This is a genomic window from Pseudoduganella sp. R-31, assembly GCF_049913235.1.
GTDB lineage: Bacteria > Pseudomonadota > Gammaproteobacteria > Burkholderiales > Burkholderiaceae_D > Rugamonas.
Window position 1 is genome coordinate 2,461,280 of the sequence record NZ_CP183986.1, and the last position, 23,039, is coordinate 2,484,318.

Consider the following 23,039-nt stretch of genomic DNA (forward strand, 5'->3'; position numbering starts at 1 on the left):
CAATGTTGGGGCTGTAGCTCAGCTGGTTAGAGCACCGTGTTGATAACGCGGGGGTCGTTGGTTCGAGCCCAACCAGCCCTACCAAACCAATGGGGGATTAGCTCAGCTGGGAGAGCACCTGCTTTGCAAGCAGGGGGTCGTCGGTTCGATCCCGTCATCCTCCACCAAGTTTTCAAACGTAAGCGTAGCCGCTTAGGTTTGAACGCTTAAATGTTCATCGTTCTTTAACAATCTGGAAGAAGTAAAAGTTTTATTAAGCGATATCGAAAGATATTACTTAGGGTAGTAGTAAAACTCATCAAACACAGTAGTAAGTGCTTGAACCTGTAGCCGTCAAGGTTATAGGGACAAGTGAATAAGTGCACATGGCGGATGCCTTGGCGATTACAGGCGATGAAGGACGTAGAAGTCTGCGATAAGCTTCGGGGAGCTGACAAACAAGCTTTGATCCGAAGATTTCCGAATGGGGAAACCCGGCCTTATAGGTCATCACTCACTGAATACATAGGTGTGTGAAGCGAACGCGGCGAACTGAAACATCTAAGTAGCTGCAGGAAAAGAAATCAACCGAGATTCCCAAAGTAGTGGCGAGCGAAATGGGAAGAGCCTGTACGTGATAGTCGTTTGGATAATGGAACAGATTGGAAACTCTGGCCATAGCGGGTGATAGCCCCGTACATGAAATCCAAGCGGTGGTACTAAGCGTACGACAAGTAGGGCGGGACACGAGAAATCCTGTCTGAACATGGGGGGACCATCCTCCAAGGCTAAATACTCGTAATCGACCGATAGTGAACCAGTACCGTGAGGGAAAGGCGAAAAGAACCCCGGGAGGGGAGTGAAATAGATCCTGAAACCGTGTGCATACAAACAGTCGGAGCCTCGTAAGGGGTGACGGCGTACCTTTTGTATAATGGGTCAGCGACTTACATTCAGTGGCGAGGTTAACCAGATAGGGGAGCCGTAGAGAAATCGAGTCCGAACAGGGCGCCAGTCGCTGGGTGTAGACCCGAAACCAAGTGATCTATCCATGGCCAGGTTGAAGGTGCGGTAACACGCACTGGAGGACCGAACCCACTAATGTTGAAAAATTAGGGGATGAGCTGTGGATAGGGGTGAAAGGCTAAACAAACTTGGAAATAGCTGGTTCTCTCCGAAAACTATTTAGGTAGTGCCTCAAGTATCACCGACGGGGGTAGAGCACTGTTATGGCTAGGGGGTCATCGCGACTTACCAAACCATTGCAAACTCCGAATACCGTTGAGTGCGAGCTTGGGAGACAGACATCGGGTGCTAACGTCCGGTGTCAAGAGGGAAACAACCCAGACCGCCAGCTAAGGTCCCAAAGATTGGCTAAGTGGAAAACGAAGTGGGAAGGCTAAAACAGTCAGGATGTTGGCTTAGAAGCAGCCATCATTTAAAGAAAGCGTAATAGCTCACTGATCGAGTCGTCCTGCGCGGAAGATGTAACGGGGCTAAGCCAGTCACCGAAGCTGCGGATATCCGCAAGGATATGGTAGGAGAGCGTTCTGTAAGCCTGCGAAGGTGTCTTGTAAAGGATGCTGGAGGTATCAGAAGTGCGAATGCTGACATGAGTAGCGATAATGCGGGTGAAAAGCCCGCACGCCGTAAGCCCAAGGTTTCCTGTTCAACGTTCATCGGAGCAGGGTGAGTCGGCCCCTAAGGCGAGGCAGAGATGCGTAGCTGATGGGAAGCAGGTTAATATTCCTGCACCGTCGTATGATGCGATGGGGGGACGGATCGCGGAAGGTTGTCTGCCTGTTGGAATAGGCAGTTCCTGGTTCATAGAAGGCGCTTAGGCAAATCCGGGCGCGTAATTCAAGGGACTGGGACGAGCGAACTTGTTCGCGAAGCAATCGGAAGTGGTTCCAAGAAAAGCCTCTAAGCTTCAGTCATACGAGACCGTACCGCAAACCGACACAGGTGGGCGAGATGAGTATTCTAAGGCGCTTGAGAGAACTCGGGAGAAGGAACTCGGCAAATTGGTACCGTAACTTCGGGATAAGGTACGCCTCGGTAGCTTGACCACTTTACTGTGGAAGGGCGAAAAGGTTGCAATAAACTGGTGGCTGCGACTGTTTAATAAAAACACAGCACTCTGCAAACACGAAAGTGGACGTATAGGGTGTGACGCCTGCCCGGTGCTGGAAGATTAAATGATGGGGTGCAAGCTCTTGATTGAAGTCCCAGTAAACGGCGGCCGTAACTATAACGGTCCTAAGGTAGCGAAATTCCTTGTCGGGTAAGTTCCGACCTGCACGAATGGCGTAACGATGGCCACACTGTCTCCTCCCGAGACTCAGCGAAGTTGAAGTGTTTGTGATGATGCAATCTACCCGCGGCTAGACGGAAAGACCCCATGAACCTTTACTGTAGCTTTGCATTGGACTTTGAACCAATCTGTGTAGGATAGGTGGGAGGCTTTGAAGTAGGGACGCCAGTTCCTATGGAGCCATCCTTGAAATACCACCCTGGTTTGTTTGAGGTTCTAACCTTGGTCCGTGATCCGGATCGGGGACAGTGCATGGTAGGCAGTTTGACTGGGGCGGTCTCCTCCCAAACGGTAACGGAGGAGTTCGAAGGTACGCTAGGTACGGTCGGACATCGTGCTAATAGTGCAATGGCATAAGCGTGCTTAACTGCGAGACCGACAAGTCGAGCAGGTACGAAAGTAGGACATAGTGATCCGGTGGTTCTGTATGGAAGGGCCATCGCTCAACGGATAAAAGGTACTCTGGGGATAACAGGCTGATTCCTCCCAAGAGTTCATATCGACGGGGGAGTTTGGCACCTCGATGTCGGCTCATCACATCCTGGGGCTGTAGCCGGTCCCAAGGGTATGGCTGTTCGCCATTTAAAGTGGTACGTGAGCTGGGTTTAAAACGTCGTGAGACAGTTTGGTCCCTATCTGCCGTGGGCGTTGGAAATTTGAAGGGGGCTGCTCCTAGTACGAGAGGACCGGAGTGGACGAACCTCTGGTGTACCGGTTGTCACGCCAGTGGCATTGCCGGGTAGCTAAGTTCGGAAGAGATAACCGCTGAAAGCATCTAAGCGGGAAACTTGCCTTAAGATGAGATTTCCCGGAGCCTTGAGCTCCTTGAAGGGTCGTTCGAGACCAGGACGTTGATAGGTCAGGTGTGGAAGTGCAGTAATGCATTAAGCTAACTGATACTAATTGCCCGTACGGCTTGTCCCTATAACCTTGACGGTTATGTAGCACTTACCGTGTTTGAGAAACACTACCCCAACCTTACTTCTTCCACGATTGTTGACAAGTCATGCCTGATGACCATAGCAAGTCGGTCCCACCCCTTCCCATCCCGAACAGGACCGTGAAACGACTCTGCGCCGATGATAGTGCTGCAACCAGTGTGAAAGTAGGTTATCGTCAGGCTCTTATTAGAAGAGGCCCGCTAAGCATAAGCTAGCGGGCCTTTTTGCTTTTCCGAGCAGGAGAATCAGCTACATCGCCTTGAACAAGTGTACGAACGCACGGCTGACCGGCAGTTCCTTCGCTTGCCCTTTCATGCGTACGAACAGGCGGCTGGCCTCGTCGCGCCGGGTGCCTTCCACGAAAGCCAGGTTAATCAGGGTGGAGCGGTGGACTTGCCAGAACTGGTTCGGATCGAGCTGTGATGCGAGGTCGGTGATGGTGGTACGGATCAGGTGCTCGCCGGCGGCGGTGGTGACCACCGTGTACTTGTCGTCGGCATGGAAGAACATGATGTCGTCGACCGCCACCTGCGATGTCAGTTCGCCGCGCGCCGCGCGGATGTAGCGCAGGCGCGGTTGCTGGGGCGGCGCCATCAGGCGTGCCAGAGCATCGGCCAGGCGCGCGTCGGGTTGCACGGAGGCGCGCGCCGCCTTGATCCGCTCCAGCGTACGTGCCAGCCTTTCGTTCTTGAGCGGCTTGAGAACATAGTCCAGTGCCGCGTGATCAAACGCCTCGACCGCGTATTCATCATAAGCGGTCACGAACACCACGCGCGTTGGTCCTTCGATTCCCTGAGCCACCTCGAGCCCGTTCATGCCCGGCATCTGTATATCCAGGAACGCCAGGTCGGGCGCGAGCGCAGCGATACGTTCGGCAGCTTCAATGCCATTGCGCGCGACATGCACGATCTCGAGCTCGGGCCATAGCAATGCCAACTGGCTGCACAAGTACTGCGCCAGGTGCGCCTCGTCATCGGCGATCAAGGCGCGCCATGGCGATTGCGTATCCAGTTTAGAAGTCATGGCGGCATTGTAGCCACTCGTCGGCTCGATTGTCGATTCGTCGCTTAGCGCGTGGCGTCGCGTGCGGGTTCTGGAATCCTTCTTTCATCTCAACCAACGAAGAAGGAATGCAATGCCAAAAAATATCGTCCTGATGTCCGCCTTGCTTTGGGCAGTGCCCGCTTTCGCGACCGACAAGGTCATGCCGATCGAACCGCCGATGGTCACCATCAAGGCCGGCGAGTTCATGATGGGAAGCGATCGCAAGGCCAACTCGCAGCCGGTGCATGCGGTGGCCATCAAGTCGTTCAGGTTGGGGAAGTATGAAGTCACTGCCGCTGAATTCCAGCGTTTTGTTGAGGCCACCAATTACCGCACCCCGCGCATGTGCACACAAATGGCGTCGAGGAGTTGGTTTCTCAGCATTCCGGGAGAATATCCTGTGGCCACCACGCTGCAGTCGATGAGCAAGTTCGAACCGGCAACCTGCATTGGCTGGAACGGCGCCGACGCCTATGTCAAATGGCTGGCCAAGGAAACCGGCAAGAAGTATCGCTTGCCGACCGAGGCTGAATGGGAATACGCGCATCGCGCTGGCAGCACCCAGCGCTACTTCTTTGGCAACGACGAAGCCCAGGCGTGCCGCTATGGCAATCTAGGCGACCGCTCGGCCGAGGCTGCGATCCGGCGCGACTTCGGGCTGGAGTCAATGAACCACGTCGGCGTCATTCCGTGCGACGACAAAGCCGAGTACGCCAGTATCGTCGGCATGTACGAACCGAATGCCTTCGGGCTGTACGATACGCTTGGAAATGTCGCCGAATTCCTGCAAGACTGCGAACACGATGATTATAACGGTGCGCCGAAGGATGGCAGTGCCTGGGTGAACGGAGCCTGCAAGGCGCGCGGACTGCGCGGCGGCACTTGGCACTGGCGCGGTTTCCACGCCTCGATGCGCGGCTTCACGGCGCCTGATTTCATCGGTGGCTTAGAGGGCTTCCGCATCGCCGAAGACTTGGGAGGGGGGCAGGCTTCTAGCGATAAGCCAAGCGCATTCGAAGTGGAGCTGGCGCAGGCACAGCGCATCGAGCGCGAACGGCGCAGCGCTCTTGCGGAAATCAAGCCGCCCAGGAACTGAGCCGTTACACTGTCGCCCCATGACGATCATACAAACCCTGAAATATACGCTGCGCACCTTCCTGGTCCTGAAGAAGGAGCGCGTCGATCCGTGGTGGGCGCGGTTGCTGGTGGGGAGCGTCCTGGGGCTCAGCGTTGCAATGGCATTGATGGGGCTGTCGGTCTTCTTGATGGGCAGCGATGCCCAGGGCTGGATGGCCTCGTCGTTACGCACCAATCTGCTGCTCGGACTGTGTGCGGCATGCACAATGATGTTCATGCTGCGCGGCTTCGAACTGTTGCTGCCAGGCGCGAAGCTCGACGCGCTGTCGGCCCGGCCGGACTGGCGCGCGGCAGCAGTCGTGAGTGTGCTGTTGATCGCAGGCATGGCAGTGGGCGTGCGCCTGGGCTACGTGCTATTGGGGTATCCATACAGTCTCAACCTTTGGAACAAGTTGTCTGGTGTCCCCTTGGTCCAGCTCAAGTTCTTGATCTTTGCGCTTTTCATTGTGGCAGCGAACTGGATCTGGTGGCTGCTGCGGGCGAAGGAGAATGCGTTGGCGCAGCAGGCGGCCGAATCGCAATTGCGCATGTTGCAGGCGCAGATCGAGCCGCACTTCCTGTTCAATACCCTGGCCAATGTACAAAGCCTGATTGCCATCGATGCGCCGCGCGCGCAGTTGATGCTTGAATCGTTTACCGACTATCTGCGCGCCAGCCTCGGCCAGATGCGGGCGAGCGACAGCACGCTGGACGTCGAGCTGGAGACTGCACACAATTATCTGCAATTGATGCAGATCCGGATGGGAGACCGGTTGCGCTTCTCGATCGACGTGAGCGAACAAGCGCGCAAGGCGGTGCTGCCGCCGCTGCTGCTGCAGCCGCTGGTGGAGAACGCCGTGCACCACGGGCTCGAGCCGAAGCTGGAGGGTGGCACGGTGCGCCTGTTTGCCGACGTCAAGGACGGGCAACTGAATATTCGAATCGACGACGATGGGCTTGGATTACATCATTCGCGGCGTCCGGCGCGACTGGGCAGCGGTGTTGCCCTGGCGAATATCCGGGCGCGTTTGCACACCCGCTACGGCGCACAAGCCTCGCTGGAGTTGGCCGCGCTGGAAGAGGGAACACGGTCATCGCTTACCTTGCCTTACTCCGGCAGCCAGGCGTTTAAACAAGATAGCGCTGAAACCGCTGTGAAAGCGGGCTATCGTCAGGCTCTTATTGGAAAATCCCGCTAGCCATGTGCCAGCGGGACTTTGTTGTGGAAAAGCATCAAAGTTTTCATTTATATTATGTTGCTTAATGGAAAATTCATATAATTTTCATTTTCCACCTAGCAGAAACATAATATGGCGTTGAAGTTCCGGTACGTAGCACTCCTGGCTTGTCTGCACTTCCCCGTGCATTTTGCACATGCGCAGGCATTTTCCCGCACCCCTAATGAAGAGTACGCAAAAGGCAATTACGCGCGCGCTTTCCGAGGGTTTTTTGAGCAAGCCACACGCAGCAATGACCCGAACGTACAGTTCAACTTGGGCATGATGTACGAGCGCGGACAGGGTACCGACCAGAACGATGTCGAGGCTGTGAAGTGGTACTCGCGCGCTGTCGACCAGGGCAGCGTACCTGCGATGCGCCAACTGGCTGGCCTGATGGCCGCTGGCCGCAGCATCAAGCAGGACGGCGCCGGTGCACTGGCCTTGCTGCGCAAGGCGATCGAACAGAATGATGTTGCAGCGATCGAGCAGGTGGCAGGCATGTATTTCGAAGGCCGGGGAGTCCCAGCCGACCAGGCGCAGGCAAAGCAGTGGTACCAGAAGGCAGCCGCCGCCGGCAGCAAGAGTGCACAGGAGGCGCTGGACCTGATCGCAGCAATGGAGCGCCAGGCGGCCGGTCCTCTTGCGCCAATCCGCAAGCGCGCCGTGACCGGAGATGCCAACGCCCAGTACGACCTTGCAGTGGCCTATCACACCGGTAATACGGTGCCAAAGGACCCTGCCCAGGCGCTGGAGTGGTACCTGAAAGCTGCCGCGCAGGGACATGCGATGGCGCAGTTCTACGCGGGGCTGCTGTATTCCAATGGCGACGGCGTTGCGCAGGACCTGGCGCAGGCCCGCGCATGGTTCAGCAAAGCTGCTGCACAGGACAACAAGGATGCCGCCACCAACCTCGCCGTCATGCTCGACCTGGGCAAGGGCGGCCCGGTCGACCTGGCGCAAGCCGCGGTGGTCTACCAGCAGGCGGCAAAGCTGGGAAGCGCGCAAGCGCAAGTCAGGCTGGCTGGCATGTACTGGATGGGGCAAGGCGTGAAAAAGGACTACATCCAGGCCGCAACCTATTATCGCCAGGCAGCGGAGCAGGGGGAAATTACTGCTATCCGCAAGCTGGTCTACCTGCTCGAGAATGGCGTCGGCACAGCCCGTAACGTCGACGAGTCGAAGAAGTGGGCCGCCAAGCTGGAACAACTGGGCGGCAGCAACTGACATGAAAAGCCCGCCAGGCGTTTGCTGGCGGGCTTTTTAGTTTAAGGGCTGACGTTCATGCGTTGCGTGTGCGTCCAATTGTGGTCATAGGCGCTGACTGCCGATGCAAAGGTGCGGTAGGTCTGTCCTTCGCCTGGCCACGGGTTCATGATGTAGATGTAGTTGGTTCCGTTGTAGGTTTCGTAACCGCGTCCCACCATGATATGCCCCCCGCCATTGGTCCAGCCGTAGCGGATCACGAAGGGGCGGTTGCCATTGATCTCATTCACCACCGAATTCCACGACAGGTAGTTGTTGATCGCCGTGTTTGGCACGCCCCAGTTGTACAGGATGTTCTGCACGCTGCCGGACGTGCCGTACATATTGTTCGGCCGGTTGGCGTAGCTGTTCCAGTTGAAGGTGCTGTTGCCGCAGGCGTAGTTGATGCCGTAAGCCCAGTTCACGATCTGGCATTGGCTGGGTGTGCGGCTGTAGTAGTTCAGGACCGCTTTGCTGGAGCCTGCCCAGCACCACTGGCTGTGTTCCTGCGTCACCAGCGGGACGTTCAAGGTACGCCATTGCGCGAAGGCTGAGGGCAGGGCAAGCACCAGCGCTGCACCGGCCACGATTTTTGCGATTTTCATAGTCGGTCCTCCTTAGCGAAATGCTTCAATGTTGGCTTTGACGGCGGCGCGCAATGGCTCCAGCAATTCCGTGCCGTCGACCAGCTGGTTGCCGTTCTTCTGAAGCAGCAGCGATTCGCGAGCCGAGTGCAGCGGCGCGAACTTGGCGTGGTCCACTTCCAGCAGGTCGGCGCGGGCCTGGTAGATGCGGATGAAGCGCAGGTTGGAACGCGCGCTGTTGCCGTGAACCGCCATCGCAGCATCCACGTCTTTTGCGAGGATGGAGGCGCCATAGGCGACGGTTTCATAACGGCCGTTCACACGCTGGACAGTCGCCAGTCCGATGGGCTTCCCGTGCAGGGAAATGACGAAGCGCCATTCGCCGGTAGGCTTGGCTAGGGATGCCAGGTCGCCGCGCGCCAGCAGGTCTTTCGGGTCGACGGTGTAGACCTCGAAACCGTGGCCGACCGTGGCTTGCTTCAAGTCGCCCACGTCCGTGATATCGAGCGGGAAGTCGACCGGTGCGCTGCCGGGGCGAATCGCCTGCTGGTGCTCGGCGAATTGTACGAGTCCGCGTTTGGCGGCCTGCAATGCCGCGCCGTTGTCTGCTTTTGCCAGGAACGGGGCGGCCAACATCGCTGCGCAGGCAATGCGCAGCCAGAGTCGATGCGTATGCATGTGACTACTCCTCTGAAGGTTGATCAGATGTTCTTGAGGTGCGAGGTGATTGCCCCCTCTGTGCTGGACCTGAGAGTTTCACAGGCGTTGGCGGCCTGCTTGCTCCTTCGGTGCGCCGGCGCTTACCCTTGCCGGCGGCTCTTCAGAGTTGTGAAAACACGCGACCGGTCCTTTGGCCTGAGAGATTCCGGGGGCGGCTTGCTCCTTCGGCGTTGTCCATGGGTGGGACAAACTCTCCCGATCGCGCGACCGGAATGCTCCGGCAGCGAAATCAGGATATCCCAGGGATTTATTCGATTTCAATCGTTTTCCGATACACGTTGCGTTTTCGCCAAGAAGGACTTTCCTGTTATTCTATTGACACTCGCCTGGGAAATTGGTAACGTTTCCAAAAATAAGCGGCACACAGAGGAGACGGGATGTTTAAGCAGTTATTTGCTTGTGCAATGGCGTTCGGCGCCACCTCCGCGCAGGCTGCCGGGCCAAGCGCAGAAGTGATCCATTGGTGGACGTCAGGCGGTGAATCCGCTGCCGTCAAGCAGCTCGCAAGTGCCTATCGTGCCGCCGGCGGCACATGGATCGATACGGCGATTGCCGGTGGCGAGCAGGCTCGCGCGGTGACCCTCAATCGCATGGTTGGCGGCAAGGCGCCTGCTGCAGCGCAGTTCAATATTTCCAAGCAGTTCCTCGATATAGTGGACCAGGACATGCTGGTGCAACTGGATGATGTCGCACGCCAGGAGCGCTGGGAATCCACGCTGCCGGAACCGATCGTCAACACCATCCGCATCGATGGCCATTACTACGCGATGCCGATGAACATCCACATGCAGACCTGGATCTGGTATTCCAGGGCCGCCTTCAAAAAGGCCGGCATCGCAAAAGAACCTGCAACCGTCGACGAACTTTTTGCCGCGCTGGATAGACTCAAGGCCGCGGGCCTGGTGCCGCTGGCGCATGGCGGGCAGGCGTGGCAGGAGCACATTCTGTTCGCATCGCTGCTGGCAAACATGGGAGGGCGCCAGCTCTACCTGCAAGTGATGCGCGATCGCGACCAGCGTGCGATCAATTCCGAACCGGTGCGCAAAGTGCTGCTGGCCTTCAAGCGCCTGCAATCCTATGTCGATCCCGCGTCACCGGGCCGCAACTGGAATGACGCGACCGCAATGCTGGTTAGCGGCAAGGCGGGCATGCAGATCATGGGGGATTGGGCCAAGGGCGAATTCAGCAATGCAAAAATGGCGCCCGGCGTCGATTACGGCTGCATCGCGGGCCTTGGCGCGAATTCGCCGTACCTGATCCAGGGCGACGCTTTCGTCTTTCCTCGTTCGGAGCAGGCGGTAGTGCAGCAGGCACAGAAGCTGATGACCAAAGTGCTGCTGGCGCCTGCGACACAGGTGAGCTTCAACAAACTCAAAGGCTCGGTGCCTCCGCGTGTGGATGCCGATACCAGCCAGCTCGACGCCTGCGCCCGCGCGGGCGCCGCCATCATGCGCGACCGCAATCGACAGGTCGGGGCGCCCGAAATCTACCTGACTCCCGACCAGAACGGTGCAGTCCAGGACGCGCTGACCGCGTACTGGAACACATCGATGACGGTTGACAAGGCGCAGAAGGCGCTTGCTGCGGCGCTGAGGAACTGAGCGGTGCGTCGAGCCATGTCTTATGCGGCGCTGTTGCCGATGTTGCTGACGGTATGCGTGGGCTACCTCGGCTCCTTCGCCTGGACGTTCTACGTATCCCTCACCAGTTCGCGCAGCATCGCGACCAGCAAGCTGGTTGGCATGGCGCAGTATGAGCGCCTGTTCGACAATGAGCGCTGGCTGCTGTCGCTGCACAACCTGGCGTTGTTTGGCGTGCTGTTCGTGCTGGCCTGCATGGTGATCGGCTTTCTGCTGGCTGCCGCGATCGATCGGCAGGTTGCCGGCGAGGGTGCACTGCGCACCCTGTTCCTGTACCCGTATGCGATGTCATTTGTCGCGACGGGGCTGGTGTGGCAGTGGATCCTGACGCCCGGCGGCATGCCGGGCGTTGAGATTGACTGGCTGGTGGACCAGGACATGGTGCTCTATACGGTGGTGCTGGCGTCGGTGTGGCAGGCATCAGGTTTCGTCATGGCGCTGATGCTGGCCGGCCTGCGCAGCGTTGATCCGGAAATATGGAAGGCTGCGCGACTGGACGGCATTCCGGCCTGGCGCGTCTATGTTTCCATTATTCTGCCGATGCTGGCGCCAACCCTGGCGACCGTTTTCATCCTGCTGGCGACCATGGTGGTGAAGTTATACGACGCCGTCGTGTCGATGACCCAGGGCGGCCCGGGTACGGCCAGCGAAGTGCCGGCGAAATTCATCATGGATCACCTGTTCCTGCGCGCGAATATCGGCCTGGCCTCGGCCGGCGCGGTGGTGTTGCTCCTGACGGTGCTGGCCCTGCTGGCGCCATGGGCTTATGCCCGCAGCAGGAGAGGTAGGGCATGAAGGCGGCGCGTATCGGGCTTTACGCCTTCCTGGCCAGCGCGGCGCTGTTCTTCCTGCTGCCGCTGTACGTGATGCTGGCGACTTCGCTGAAATCGATGGACGAGATCCGGCTGGGGAATATTTTCGCCTTGCCGCTGGCGCCCACACTGGACGCCTGGCGGGCTGCCTGGAGCGAGGCATGCACCGGCGCGGCTTGCGAGGGTGTGCAGGGCGGGTTCTGGAATTCGGTGCGTATCGCCGTGCCAAGCACGATGCTGCCGATTGCGCTGGGAGCGCTGAATGGTTATGCCTTGTCTTTCTGGCGGCCGCGCGGCGCGAATCTGTTGTTCGGCATCCTGTTGCTGGGAGCCTTTGTACCGGTACAAGTGATGATCTATCCGCTGGTGCGCATGATGGCCGGCCTGGGTGTCTTTGGTTCGTTGCCGGCCATTGTGATCGTGCACCTGGTGTTCGGCATGCCGGTGCTGACGCTGCTGTTCCGCAATTACTACGCGGCGCTGCCGCAGGAGCTGTTCCATGCCGCGCGTATCGATGGCGGCGGTTTCTGGCGCATCTTCTGGCACGTGATGCTGCCCTTGTCGGTACCTATGCTGGTAGTGGCGGCGATCATGCAGCTTACCGGCGTATGGAACGACTATATCCTGGGCCTGGTTTTTGCCGGGCGCGACAACTTGCCAATGACGGTGCAGTTGAACAATGTGATCAATACGACGACAGGCACGCGTCTTTACAACGTCAATATGGCGGCCACGATCCTGACGGCACTGGTGCCCTTGACGATTTATTTCCTGTCGGGCCGCTGGTTCGTGCGCGGCATCGCTGCCGGCGCTGTGAAAGGTTGAACGGATGTCGAACGTAAGTCTTAAAAAGCTGGACATTAGCCTTGGCGGCAACGCCATTATCCGGGGCCTGGATCTGGAGGTGGAGGAGGGCGAATTCCTGGTCCTGCTCGGGCCCTCCGGTTGCGGCAAGTCGACCTTGTTGCACAGCATTGCGGGGCTGACGGAAGCCAGCGGTGGCACGATCGAGATCGGCGGCAAGGACATGTCGCGCACGGATCCGAGCGATCGCGGGATCGGCATGGTATTCCAGTCCTACGCCCTGTATCCGACCATGACGGTCGAAAAGAACATGTCGTTCGGCCTGCGCATTGCGGGTGTGGCGAAGGAGGAAATCAGGCGCCGCGTTGACCGCGCGGCAGCCATGCTGCACCTGGGCGACCTGCTTGGCCGTAAACCGGCGGCACTTTCGGGAGGGCAGCGGCAACGAGTGGCGATTGGCCGCGCGCTGGTGCGCGAGGCCAGCGTTTACCTGTTCGACGAGCCGCTCTCCAACCTCGATGCGAAGCTGCGTACCGATTTGCGGCGCGAGCTGAAGCTGCTGCACCAGCAACTGGGCGCCACCATGATCTACGTGACGCACGACCAGGTGGAAGCCATGACGCTGGCCAGCCGCATTGCCGTCATGCGGGCGGGGCAGATCCAGCAGGTCGGCACGCCGGGCCATGTGTACGAGCGGCCGGCAAACCTCTTCGTCGCCGGCTTCCTCGGTGCGCCCGCCATGAACTTCATTGAAGGCGAAGTCGATGCCTCCGGCACGTTTGCGGGCGGCAGCCTGCGCTTGGCGATGGACGAGCATGCCGGGACTGGCGATGGGCGCAAGGCTGTATTGGGCGTCCGTCCGGAACATATTTCCCTGGTGCTGGCCGGCCCGATGCAGGGGCGCGTCACGCTGGTCGAGCCGATGGGAAGCCATCGCGTAGTATGGCTCGATTGCGGCGGCAAGCTGCTCTCCTGCATCTTGCAGGGCAGCCGCCCGATTGCGCCGGATGACATGGTCGCATTCGAGATTGATGCACAACGCGCTTCGCTGTTCGATCCGGATAGCGGCAGTCGCTTTGATTTGGCGGGCGCTTCAAGTATGCTCGCGATGACGTTATAAGAAGAAAAGGATTCCAGTGGCCACTATCAAAGACGTAGCCCGCCTTGCGGGTGTAGGACTGGGCACCGCCTCCCGTGTAGTCAGCGGCAAAGGTTCGGTGTCCCCAGCCACGCTTGAAAAGGTGAAGAAGGCGATTGACGAACTGGGATTCCGGCCGTCGCATGCGGCGCGCACGCTGCTGACCGGCACCAGCCAGATGATCGGTGTGTATATCCCGGTCCTGAGCGGCACCTTCTACACGCCGATCCTGCAGATCATCGATACCGAACTGCGGGCGGCCGGCCTGCACATGGTGGTGGCTTTCGGCGTCGGCCTGGGCGACGAACGCAAACAGGCCAAGGACGGCATCCAGTTCCTGATGGAGCGTGGCTGCGATGGCCTGATCGTGATGACCAGCGCCTTGCAGGACGAAGATATCGAGGCGCTGGGTACGCAGCAGGGCCGGATCGTGGTGCTGAACCACAGCCTGGCCAGCATTCCCGACCAGTGCTTCACCGTGGACCACAAACTTGGCGGCCGGCTCGCGGCACGCGCGCTTCTGGACCACAAGCACCGCGATATCGCCGTGGTGGCCGGACCGTCGCGCCTGGCCGACAACGTGGAGCGGATCGATGGCTTCATGGAGGAACTGCAGGACGGCGGCATCGACACCAGCCGCATGTGGGTCGCCGAGAGCGACTTTTCGCCGGCTGGCGGCTGGGCGGCGGCCAAGGAGCTGGTGGAGTCGGGGCACCGCTGCACAGCCCTGTTCTGCGCCAACGATGAAATGGCGGTCGGAGCGCTGTCCTATTTCCAGGAGGCGGGCATCCGCGTTCCGGTCGACCTGTCCGTCATTGCTTACGACGATACGCCAAGCGCGGAGTTTTCTGCGCCACGCCTGACTACCGTCCACATGCCATGGCGCGAAATGACCATGAATGGCCTGAGCGCCTTGCTCAACCGCTGTTACGACTTGCGGCGCACGGTTACGCGCAGCTTCCCCGTGACGGTAACGCTGCGTGCGTCCCTGGCCAAGGCGGCAAGCGCCAAGCGCCAGGCCGCTGCATGAACTGAACCAGTAGAAGGGCGCGTGCGCCCTTTTTTTTCGACTAGATATGGAAACCTTTCCAATTCCTGTACACTATTGAACATGACTACTCCAGACCAGATTGAACCAGGCGCCCCGGCGCGCAGCGACTTCGCCCGCGATTTTCTTTGGGGCTGCGCCACCTCGTCATACCAGATCGAGGGGGCCGGCAGGGAAGATGGTCGGGCCGAATCAATCTGGGACCGCTTTGCCGCCACGCCCGGCAAGGTGCGCGACGGCTCCAGCGGCCTGGTGGCCTGCGATCACTATCACCGCTGGCCGGAGGATCTGGACATCGCCCGCGACATGGGCTTGAACGCCTACCGCTTTTCGATTGCCTGGCCGCGCATCGTCTCCGGTTTGGGCGAGGAACCCAACCGGAAGGGACTGGACTTCTATTCGCGCCTGGTGGACGGCATGCTGGAACGCGGCCTCCAGCCCTGGGCCACCCTCTACCACTGGGACTTGCCGCAGTACTTGCAGGACCGTGGGGGCTGGGCCGAACGCGACACGGTGCGGCGCTACCTCGAGTTCGTGGACGCTGTAACGCGCCGCCTGGGCGACCGCGTGCAGCACTGGATTACGCACAACGAGCCCTGGTGCACCGCCATCCTGGGCAATTTCGAAGGCCTGCATGCGCCAGGGGTGACTGATTTCGGCACCGCGCTGCAGGTTTGCCACCACGTGCTGCTTTCGCATGGCAAGGCGGTACCCTTGATCCGCGAAAACGTGCCTGGGGCACGCGTAGGCATCTCCCTCAGCCTGCATCCGCTGCGCGCCGCCAGCTCCAGCGAAGAAGATCGCGCGGCATGCGAACGCCACGATGGCCTGCGTTACCGCTGGTTCCTCGACCCACTGCATGGCCGCGGCTACCCGGCGGCAGCGCTGGAGCGGTTTGGGGTGGCGGCACCGATGGTGCACGAGGGCGATATGGAGGCGATCGCGGTGGCGACCGACTTCATGGGCGTGAACTACTATTTTCCGGAAACGGTTGCCGACGCGCCCGGCCACGAGCCGCTGGATGCGCGCGTGCTGCCGCCTCCAGCCGGTGCGGAGACCACTGCGATGGGCTGGGAAGTGGCGCCGGAAGGTATGAGCGAGCTGCTTGGCCGCATCCATGCCGATTACGCGCCGAAGGAGTTGTACATCACCGAGAATGGCTCCTGTTATGACGACGAAGTGCTGGCCGATGGCAGCGTGGCCGACTTTGGCCGCCGCCGTTACCTGGCGCGCCACCTGGGCGCCATGAAGGATGCGATAGCGGCCGGAGTGCCGGTGAAGGGCTATTTTGCCTGGAGCCTGGTTGACAATTTTGAGTGGGCTGAAGGCTACCTGCGCCGTTTCGGCCTGGTCCACATCGATTACACAACACAAGAACGAAAGCTGAAGGAAAGCGGCAAGTGGTATCGCGCCTTCCTGCAACAGCCATAAAAGGAGGCAGGATGAAGCAGGTTTCAATGCTGGTCGCGGCGCTTGCAATGGCGCTACCGGCAGCGGCTGCGCCGCTGGCCGACTGGCCGCACGCAAGCAGCGCAATCAAGCGCGACCCGGCGCTTGAGAAGCGCGTCGCCGATATTGTCGGCAAGATGACGCTGGAGCAAAAGATCGGGCAAATGACACAGTCCGAAATCAAGGCCACCACGCCGGATGACGTGCGGCGCTACTACCTCGGCTCGGTGCTCAATGGCGGCGGTAGCTGGCCCAATGGGAACAAGCGTGCCAAGGCGGCTGAGTGGCTGGACCTGGCGCAGAAATACCATGACGCATCGATGGCCACCGACATGGCAGTCAAGGTGCCGGTAGTGTGGGGCATCGATGCAATGCACGGCAATAGCAATGTGTTCGGCGCTACCTTGTATCCGCACAATATCGGCCTCGGTGCGGCGCATGATCCCGGGCTCGCCTACGAGATCGGCGCGGCTACGGGCAAGGCCGTGCGCGCAACCGGCATCGCCTGGGTCTTCGGCCCGACTGTCGCGGTAGTGCGCGACGACCGCTGGGGGCGTACCTATGAAAGCTTTTCGGAAGATGGCAGGCTGGTGGCGCAATATGCCGGGCAATACGTGAAAGGCCTGCAGGGGCGATTCAGGTCCGATGCCAACGTGCTGGCCAGCGCCAAGCATTTTGTCGGCGACGGCGGCACCGACCAGGGCAAGGATCGCGGCAATACCAAGGTATCGCCGGCGGACATGGTCAATATCCACGGTGCAGGCTATGGGCCGGCACTGGCGGAAGGGGCGCAGACAGTCATGGCCTCGTTCAATAGCTGGAACGGGGTGAAAATGCACGGCAGCCGCGAGATGCTGACCGATGTGCTGAAGACCAGGATGGGCTTTGACGGATTCGTTGTAAGCGACTGGAACGGCATCGCCGAAGTGCCAGGCTGCCGTAACGATAGCTGTCCGCAGGCGATCAATGCCGGCATCGACATGATCATGGTGCCGGACGACTGGAAAGCCTTCATTGCCAACACCATCGCACAGGTGAAGGCGGGAGAGATACAGATGTCCCGCATTGACGATGCCGTGACACGCATCCTGCGCGTCAAGCTGCGTGCGGGCCTGTTCGGAAAGAGTCCTTCGCAGAACGCCCATGCCGGCCTGGACGCTGCCCTGCAGGACCGGGAGCTGGCACGCCGCGCCGTGCGGGAGACGCTGGTGCTGCTGAAGAACGAAGGACCGGCGCTGCCGCTGGCGCGCGGCAAGAAGATCCTGGTGGTCGGAAAGAGCGCCGACAATATCGCGAACCAGGCCGGCGGCTGGTCGTTGACCTGGCAGGGGACCGATAATACCAATGCCGATTTCCCGAATGCCGATAGCATCCTGGCCGGCATCCGCGCAGCGGCGGGAGAGGGCAACGTGGATTTCAGCGTGGATGCGCAAGGCGTCGACCTGTCGCGCTTCGATGCAGTGATCGCGGTCGTCGGTGAGCGCCCGTACGCGGAAGGCGATGGCGACATCGGACCGTCGGGCACGTTGCGCCACAGCAGCCGGTATCCGGAAGACCTTGCGGTCCTGGAAGCGGTGGCGGGCAGGGGCAAGCCGGTGATTACCGTATTTGTTGCCGGCCGCCCGCTGTTCGTGAACGACCTGCTCAACCTTTCCGATACCTTTATCGCGGCATGGCTGCCGGGTACCGAAGGCAAGGGCGTGTCCGATTTGCTGGTGGCTGGCCCGCGCAGCTATGACTTCCGTGGCAGGCTATCCTTTTCCTGGCCCGGAGCGGCATGCCAGACGCCGTTGAACTTTGGCCAGGCCGGCTATGCGTCGCTGTTCGCATTGAACTACGGCTTGCGCAAGGCGCAGCGTTCCAAGCTGGGCAAGCTGGATGCTTCCTATGCTCCTGGCGGCTGTGGATCGAGCAATAGCGTGCCAGTGCACGGCCAGGCCGACCGCGCCAGCTTCCCTCTCGTGATCCGCAGCGGCGGCGAGCAAATCGCGCTGGGCGCGGACCTGAACGCGACGTTCCGCCTGCCCGGCATCACGGTGCAGACAGCGCAGGTGAACACGCAGCAGGACGCCAAGCTGGTGACATGGTCGGCCGGCGCCCCGACCGGCGCCGCCCTCGTTGCGCGCGGCGCAAAGCCTATCGTATTGCCTGCCGCCGCCATGCGTGATGGCGCACTGCAATTTGATGCGATCGTCGCTGCCGCGCCGCAGGGAAAAGTCATGCTGGCGATGCAGGACACCGCATTGGATGCGACCCGGCTGTTCACCCGCATTGCGGGCAAGGGCAAGCAGTCAGTCAAGCTGCCTCTGGCCTGCTTCACGGCCCGGGGCCTGCAGCTGGAGCGCATGGATGCACCGTTCGCCATCAGCGCCGGGGCGCCGTTCGCCGTGGCCATTGCCAATATCGAAATCGCTGGCGGCGCAGCTACAGCTGCCGACGCGATACCTTGCGAAGAACTGGGACAGGAGAACTGAATGGCAAGCATCGCTCCCAACTCATCCCCCGCCACGCAGCAGGAGGCGGCCGGCGCCCGGCAGGACGGCGGCAACACCGGTGCCCTGGTGATCGTCACCATCCTGTTCTACATGTGGGGCCTGATCACTTCCCTGAACGACGTCCTGATCCCGCACCTGAAGTCGATCTATACGCTGACCTATGTCCAGGCAATGCTGGTGCAGTTCTGCTTCTTTGGCGCCTATTTCATCGTATCGATGCCCGCCGGCGCGCTGATTCGCCGCATCGGCTACCAGAAAGGCGCGGTGGCCGGCCTGCTGATCGCCGCCTGCGGCTGCGCGCTGTTCTATCCCGCATCGTTCGGCGGATATGGCCTGTTCCTGTTTGCTTTCTTTGTGCTGGCATCGGGCATCACCGTCCTGCAGGTGGCCGCCAACCCCTACGTGACGGTACTGGGCGCGGCGCGCACGGCGTCGAGCCGGTTGACAATGACTCAGGCCTTCAATTCGCTCGGCACCACGATCGGCCCGGCAGTCGGAGGCTTGCTGATCCTGTCGGCCGTTGGCGCGGCCGCCGGCGCGGCAGCGGATGCGGCGACGGTGCGCGGTCCTTACCTTGGCCTGACTGCTGCGCTGGTGCTGCTGGCCGTCCTGTTCCATGCCGCCAGGCTGCCTCGGGTCGCCGCCAGCGATGATCTGGCGCAGCCGGGGGACGGGCAAGGTTCCGCGTGGGCGCATCGCCATCTGGTGCTCGGCGCCATCGGCATCTTCCTGTACGTGGGCGCGGAAGTCAGCATCGGCAGCTTCCTGATCAATTTCCTCGGGGAGCCGCATATTGCCGGCTTGTCGCATGCCGAGGCGTCGCGCTACGTCAGCATTTACTGGGGCGGCGCCATGGTGGGCAGGTTTATCGGCTTCGCTGTGATGCGGGTTGTCAGCCCGGGCAAGACGCTGGCCTTCAATTCCTTGCTGGCGATTGCGCTGGTGCTGGCGGGGGTGTTCGGCAAAGGCAGCGCGGCGAAGTGGGCGATCCTGGCGGTTGGATTGTGCAACTCGATCATGTTCCCGACCATCTTCAGCATGGCGCTGCATGGGCTCGGCAAGTACACGGGGCAGGGGTCGGGAATCCTGTGCATGGCCATTGTCGGCGGTGCGCTGGTGCCGTTTGCGCAAGGCGCGCTGGCCGATTCGATCGGTGTGCAGGCGTCCTTCATGCTGCCGGCCGCCTGCTACACCTTCATTCTTTACTTCGGCGCCAGGTATTCTTCCATGTACGCGGCGCAGTAGTTTTCCACGTACTGCTGGTGCGGCGGCAGCTGCGCTACGGTACGCGCCACATTGTTGCGGATGCTGTCGAGGAAATAGGACAGCTCCGCATCTCCCATCAGGTCCGCGGAAGGGTGGTGCTGGAGCGGCATGATGCCCTGGCCCAGCATCACCTGGACCCATGAGTTTTCGGCGAACAGTTCGTTCGACAGGCGGAACACGCGGCCCGTGTCGCGGAACATGTCAATACGCTGCTGCAGGGATGGGGGCACCTCCATCTCGGCGCAATGACGCCAGAAAGGTGCATCGCGGCGGTTCGTTGCCTTGTAGTGCAGGATGATGAAGTCGCGGATATGTGCGATCTCGTCCCAGGCTTGTTTGTTGTATTCGTCGACCTCGGACTGGAAAATGCCCGCGGAAGGGAACATCTGCAGCAGGCGGACGACGCTGCGCTGGATCAGGTGGATGCTGGTCGATTCAAGCGGCTCGAGGAAGCCGCCGGCAAGGCCGATAGCGATGCAGTTCTTGCTCCACACCTTGCGGCGCTGGCCAGGCTTGAAGCGGATCAGGCGTGGCTGCACCAGTTGTTCGCCGACGATGTTCGACATGAGCTTGGCGCGTGCGGTATCGTCGTCGGCGAATTTGCTGGAGTAGACGATGCCATTGCCGACGCGATGCTGCAGCGGGATGCGCCATTGCCAGCCCCATTCGTGGGCGATGGCCCGGGTATAGGGCACGGCTGCCCCCGTCGAGGAAGTCTGTACAGCGATCGCGCTGTCGTTGTGCAGCCATTGCGACCAGTCTTCCAATGCCGCGCCCAGGGTTTCGCCGATCAGCAACGCCCGGAAGCCGGTGCAATCGATAAACAGGTCGCCTTCCAGCATGGCGCCGGAATCGAGTTGCAGCGCCGTGATATGGCCGATCGCGCCGTCGGTATGGACCCTGGCAATTTTTCCCTCGATCCGTTGGGCGCCGTAGCCTTCCGAATATTTGCGCAGGAAGCGTGCGTAGGCGCCGGCATCAAGATGGTACGCGTAGTTGATGCCTTCGCGCGGCAGGTGGCCAAAGCGGTTCAGCTGTGCCGCTTTCAGCTCGATGCAGTAGTCGCCATAGTCGCCGGCCAGTTTTCGTTCGCGCCCCTTGCGCCAGAAATGATTGAAGCCGGCGGTCCAATGATCGGTGCCGGTCACGCCGAAGGAATGAATGTAGTCTTCATGTACGTTGCGCCAGCTCTCGAAGCTGATTCCAAGTTTGAAGGTGGCCCTGGTGGCGGCCATGAATTCCTGTTCATTGATCTCCAGCAGACGATGGAAATTCAACAGGCTGGGGATGGTCGCCTCGCCAACGCCGACGGTGCCGATTTCGTCGGACTCCACCAGCTTGATGTCGAGGACCTTGCCAAGGTTGCGGGAAATCGCCGCTGCAACCATCCAGCCTGCAGTGCCGCCGCCTGCAATGACAACGCGCCGCACTGGGCGGCGCAGGAACTGTTCGTCTCTCACTTCGGTCTCCGTTATCGGTTGATTTTCCTGAGAAGCTGGGCGCGCAGCATGCGTGCTGTGTCGTCGTCGATCGGGCCAAGAGCACGCCTTGCGCCGGCGGGGATGTGGGCTGCGGTTTTCTCATCGGCCTGGAATACGTAATGGCGGAAAATTTCCTCCCAGGCGTGGCGCTGCTCGGGCGGCAAGTCGCGGATCGATAGCAGCGAGAGCAACAGCGCATTGGCAGGCGTGTCCATGTATGCAGGCGACTGGCGCCACCAGTAATTGACCAGGACATTGAAGCACTCCAGCGCTTCCACATGGTGCCACCACATGCTGGGAATGAAGATGGCGTCGCCGGGCTCAAGTTCGGCGGCTTGTGCATGGCGCATCGCTTCCCTGAAGCGAGGAAAGCGCTCGAGGTCCGGCTGGCCCAGGTCGACCAGGCTGATTGGCTGGCCGGCCGGGGTCAAGTCCAGCGGGCCGATATACAGGTTTTCCAGCTGCGCCGGCGGGAACAGCGTGAACCTGCGCCGGCCTGCCGTGACGCAGGCCAGGTTGTCGGGCAGGTCGTAATGGGCCGGAACGCGGGTCTGGTTGCCGATCCAGATGCTCGCGAGCGCGTCGCGCGGATGCAGGTTGAGCGGGTTTTCTTCGAGGTAGCCCGGCAGGGCCGTTTCTGCCGTGGTGGAGCCGACGTAGATGGCGGGTGGACGCGGGTTGCCGCGGTGTGCCGCCAGTTCGTTCAACACGTGGTCGAGGCGGGTGTGCACCGAGGTGAAATTGAAGCCGCTCAGGTCTTCGTTATAGAAAATGCGTCCGCCGATGGCGGGTGCGCCGAGCATGGCAACCACGCTGGCGTCGCGGCAGAAGCGGCGCAGGTAAGCGTCGGCGCTGGCTGCGCGTGCGATGCTGTCGGCGCCTTTGCGGCCAGCCTGCACCGCCGGCCAGCGCGCAACCAGGCCGCGCAGTACCAGCGGCCGCGTGGACGCCAGCATTTCATCGCCCAGGTCGGACGGGGTTACGCCGTGCAGTTCCCGGATTGGCTCAGCACTGGGCAGCATGGGCGCGGTTCTTGCGTTCGATCAGGGTGCGGAAGTTGGACATGGAGGCGATCACCATGTAGACCGGCTGCAGGTAGCCGGCGCGGTTCAGGCGTTCCAGCACGTTGCCCGGCAGCGTAGCGAGGCGCTCTTCGTTGATAATGTGGAAGCCGGCCAGCCGGCACTGTGCGCCATCATCGAGTTCGATATCGAATACAAAGGGCTCGAGCAATTGGTGCTCCAGGAGCGCCGCCAGAAAGCCTCGTGCCTGCCGCAGTCCCTGGTGGATGGCAAGCAGGGTAGAGTTGATGCGTTCCAGGTACTCGGAGGTGCCGCCATGCGGCAGGAATACGCGCTCGCCGCTGGAGGTGCCGACGCGCGGGTTTTCCAGGTCGATGTGCACGGTCAATTCATCGCCGCTCACCCCGATCAGGAAAGGCTGGCGCTCGATTGCCAGCGGGACGTAAGGCGCCTCCCAGCCGTGCAAGCCGAGGAACAGGTTTTCACCCTCCTGGAAACCGAACAGCGCATGGGCCTCGAAGCCGCCGCCGGCAGTCCGGCGGAACACGATCGGGTAGCTGGCCTGCACGTCGCGGAATTCGGCCGGGAAGGTGAGGGCGGACATGACGTTGTCGCCGAAATGGGCGCCGCGCCCGGTCTGCACATGCAAGTCTTTGTGGTCGATATTATTCAGCAGGACGGCTCTGGCCATGGAGATCCTCGGTTGGACGGCGGGCCGGGTGGT

General features: G+C 60.6%; 17 protein-coding genes, 2 tRNA genes, 2 rRNA genes and 1 riboswitch. Of the genes, 15 read left to right on the forward strand and 6 right to left on the reverse strand.

Annotated elements, in window-relative coordinates; all coding sequences use genetic code 11:
* Positions 1-7: 7 nt before the first annotated feature.
* The 4 genes from ACN9MY_RS11225 to rrf all read left to right on the forward strand — a co-directional run bounded on the left by ACN9MY_RS11225 (position 8) and on the right by rrf (position 3,415).
* Positions 8-84, forward strand: a tRNA-Ile gene (locus ACN9MY_RS11225).
* Between the two features lie 7 nt (positions 85-91).
* Positions 92-167: transfer RNA gene (locus ACN9MY_RS11230), tRNA-Ala, on the forward strand.
* 178 nt (positions 168-345) lie between these two features.
* Positions 346-3,217: ribosomal RNA gene (locus tag ACN9MY_RS11235) — 23S ribosomal RNA — on the forward strand.
* 85 nt (positions 3,218-3,302) lie between these two features.
* A 5S ribosomal RNA gene (gene rrf / locus ACN9MY_RS11240) occupies positions 3,303-3,415 on the forward strand.
* Positions 3,416-3,483: 68 nt separating this feature from the next.
* Here the strand turns inward: rrf and ACN9MY_RS11245 are convergent.
* Positions 3,484-4,257, reverse strand: a complete 774-nt coding sequence (locus ACN9MY_RS11245; protein WP_426170673.1) for a LytR/AlgR family response regulator transcription factor — start codon at positions 4,255-4,257, stop codon at positions 3,484-3,486.
* Between the two features lie 112 nt (positions 4,258-4,369).
* Between ACN9MY_RS11245 and ACN9MY_RS11250 the strand changes: the two genes are divergently transcribed.
* The 3 genes from ACN9MY_RS11250 (at position 4,370) to ACN9MY_RS11260 (ending at position 7,838) form a co-directional block, all read left to right on the forward strand.
* A complete protein-coding gene (locus tag ACN9MY_RS11250; protein WP_426337337.1) occupies positions 4,370-5,374 on the forward strand; it encodes a formylglycine-generating enzyme family protein in 1,005 nt (334 codons plus the stop codon).
* 19 nt (positions 5,375-5,393) lie between these two features.
* Positions 5,394-6,593 (forward strand): sensor histidine kinase, encoded by a 1,200-nt coding sequence (locus ACN9MY_RS11255; RefSeq protein WP_426337338.1) that lies wholly within the window; start codon positions 5,394-5,396, stop codon positions 6,591-6,593.
* 111 nt (positions 6,594-6,704) lie between these two features.
* Positions 6,705-7,838, forward strand: coding sequence for a tetratricopeptide repeat protein (locus tag ACN9MY_RS11260; protein WP_426337339.1), 1,134 nt, complete (start codon positions 6,705-6,707; stop codon positions 7,836-7,838).
* A 41-nt stretch (positions 7,839-7,879) separates the two neighbouring features.
* On the opposite strand, the gene ACN9MY_RS11265 is transcribed toward ACN9MY_RS11260, so the two are convergent.
* Both ACN9MY_RS11265 and ACN9MY_RS11270 read right to left on the reverse strand, forming a co-directional pair.
* Positions 7,880-8,461, reverse strand: a complete 582-nt coding sequence (locus ACN9MY_RS11265) for a C39 family peptidase (RefSeq protein WP_426170679.1) — start codon at positions 8,459-8,461, stop codon at positions 7,880-7,882.
* A gap of 12 nt (positions 8,462-8,473) precedes the next feature.
* A complete protein-coding gene (locus ACN9MY_RS11270) occupies positions 8,474-9,118 on the reverse strand; it encodes a hypothetical protein (RefSeq protein ID WP_426170680.1) in 645 nt (214 codons plus the stop codon).
* Between the two features lie 155 nt (positions 9,119-9,273).
* Positions 9,274-9,368: riboswitch (glycine riboswitch) on the reverse strand.
* Between the two features lie 169 nt (positions 9,369-9,537).
* Here ACN9MY_RS11270 and ACN9MY_RS11275 point away from each other — a divergent pair.
* The 8 genes from ACN9MY_RS11275 (at position 9,538) to ACN9MY_RS11310 (ending at position 19,791) form a co-directional block, all read left to right on the forward strand.
* Positions 9,538-10,761, forward strand: coding sequence for an ABC transporter substrate-binding protein (locus ACN9MY_RS11275; RefSeq protein WP_426322426.1), 1,224 nt, complete (start codon positions 9,538-9,540; stop codon positions 10,759-10,761).
* Between the two features lie 15 nt (positions 10,762-10,776).
* Complete coding sequence (locus ACN9MY_RS11280; protein WP_426323727.1) at positions 10,777-11,595, forward strand: carbohydrate ABC transporter permease; 819 nt, start codon at positions 10,777-10,779, stop codon at positions 11,593-11,595.
* Positions 11,592-12,437 (forward strand): carbohydrate ABC transporter permease, encoded by an 846-nt coding sequence (locus ACN9MY_RS11285; protein ID WP_426322428.1) that lies wholly within the window; start codon positions 11,592-11,594, stop codon positions 12,435-12,437. Before ACN9MY_RS11280 ends, ACN9MY_RS11285 begins: the two co-directional genes overlap by 4 nt.
* Before the next feature lie 4 nt (positions 12,438-12,441).
* On the forward strand, positions 12,442-13,536 hold the full coding sequence (locus ACN9MY_RS11290) for an ABC transporter ATP-binding protein (protein WP_426322430.1): 1,095 nt from the start codon (positions 12,442-12,444) through the stop codon (positions 13,534-13,536).
* Between the two features lie 16 nt (positions 13,537-13,552).
* Entirely contained in the window at positions 13,553-14,584 is a 1,032-nt protein-coding gene (locus tag ACN9MY_RS11295; RefSeq protein WP_426322432.1) for a LacI family DNA-binding transcriptional regulator, read from the forward strand.
* An 81-nt stretch (positions 14,585-14,665) separates the two neighbouring features.
* The gene (locus ACN9MY_RS11300) at positions 14,666-16,033 is read left to right on the forward strand and encodes a GH1 family beta-glucosidase (RefSeq protein WP_426322434.1); all 1,368 of its coding nucleotides are present in this window, start codon (positions 14,666-14,668) and stop codon (positions 16,031-16,033) included.
* An 11-nt stretch (positions 16,034-16,044) separates the two neighbouring features.
* Positions 16,045-18,525, forward strand: a complete 2,481-nt coding sequence (locus ACN9MY_RS11305; RefSeq protein ID WP_426337340.1) for a glycoside hydrolase family 3 N-terminal domain-containing protein — start codon at positions 16,045-16,047, stop codon at positions 18,523-18,525.
* Positions 18,526-19,791, forward strand: coding sequence for a sugar MFS transporter (locus tag ACN9MY_RS11310; protein ID WP_426337341.1), 1,266 nt, complete (start codon positions 18,526-18,528; stop codon positions 19,789-19,791).
* Here ACN9MY_RS11310 and ACN9MY_RS11315 read toward each other — a convergent pair.
* From ACN9MY_RS11315 to ACN9MY_RS11325, 3 genes are read right to left on the reverse strand one after another with little or no spacing between them, the layout of a single operon-like run.
* The gene (locus tag ACN9MY_RS11315; protein ID WP_426337342.1) at positions 19,749-21,272 is read right to left on the reverse strand and encodes a tryptophan halogenase family protein; all 1,524 of its coding nucleotides are present in this window, start codon (positions 21,270-21,272) and stop codon (positions 19,749-19,751) included. The genes ACN9MY_RS11310 and ACN9MY_RS11315 overlap by 43 nt on opposite strands.
* 11 nt (positions 21,273-21,283) lie before the next feature.
* The gene (locus tag ACN9MY_RS11320) at positions 21,284-22,315 is read right to left on the reverse strand and encodes a cupin-like domain-containing protein (protein WP_426337343.1); all 1,032 of its coding nucleotides are present in this window, start codon (positions 22,313-22,315) and stop codon (positions 21,284-21,286) included.
* Positions 22,299-23,006 (reverse strand): SapC family protein, encoded by a 708-nt coding sequence (locus tag ACN9MY_RS11325; protein ID WP_426337344.1) that lies wholly within the window; start codon positions 23,004-23,006, stop codon positions 22,299-22,301. The genes ACN9MY_RS11320 and ACN9MY_RS11325 overlap by 17 nt, the downstream gene beginning before the upstream one ends.
* Between the last annotated feature and the right edge of the window lie 33 nt (positions 23,007-23,039).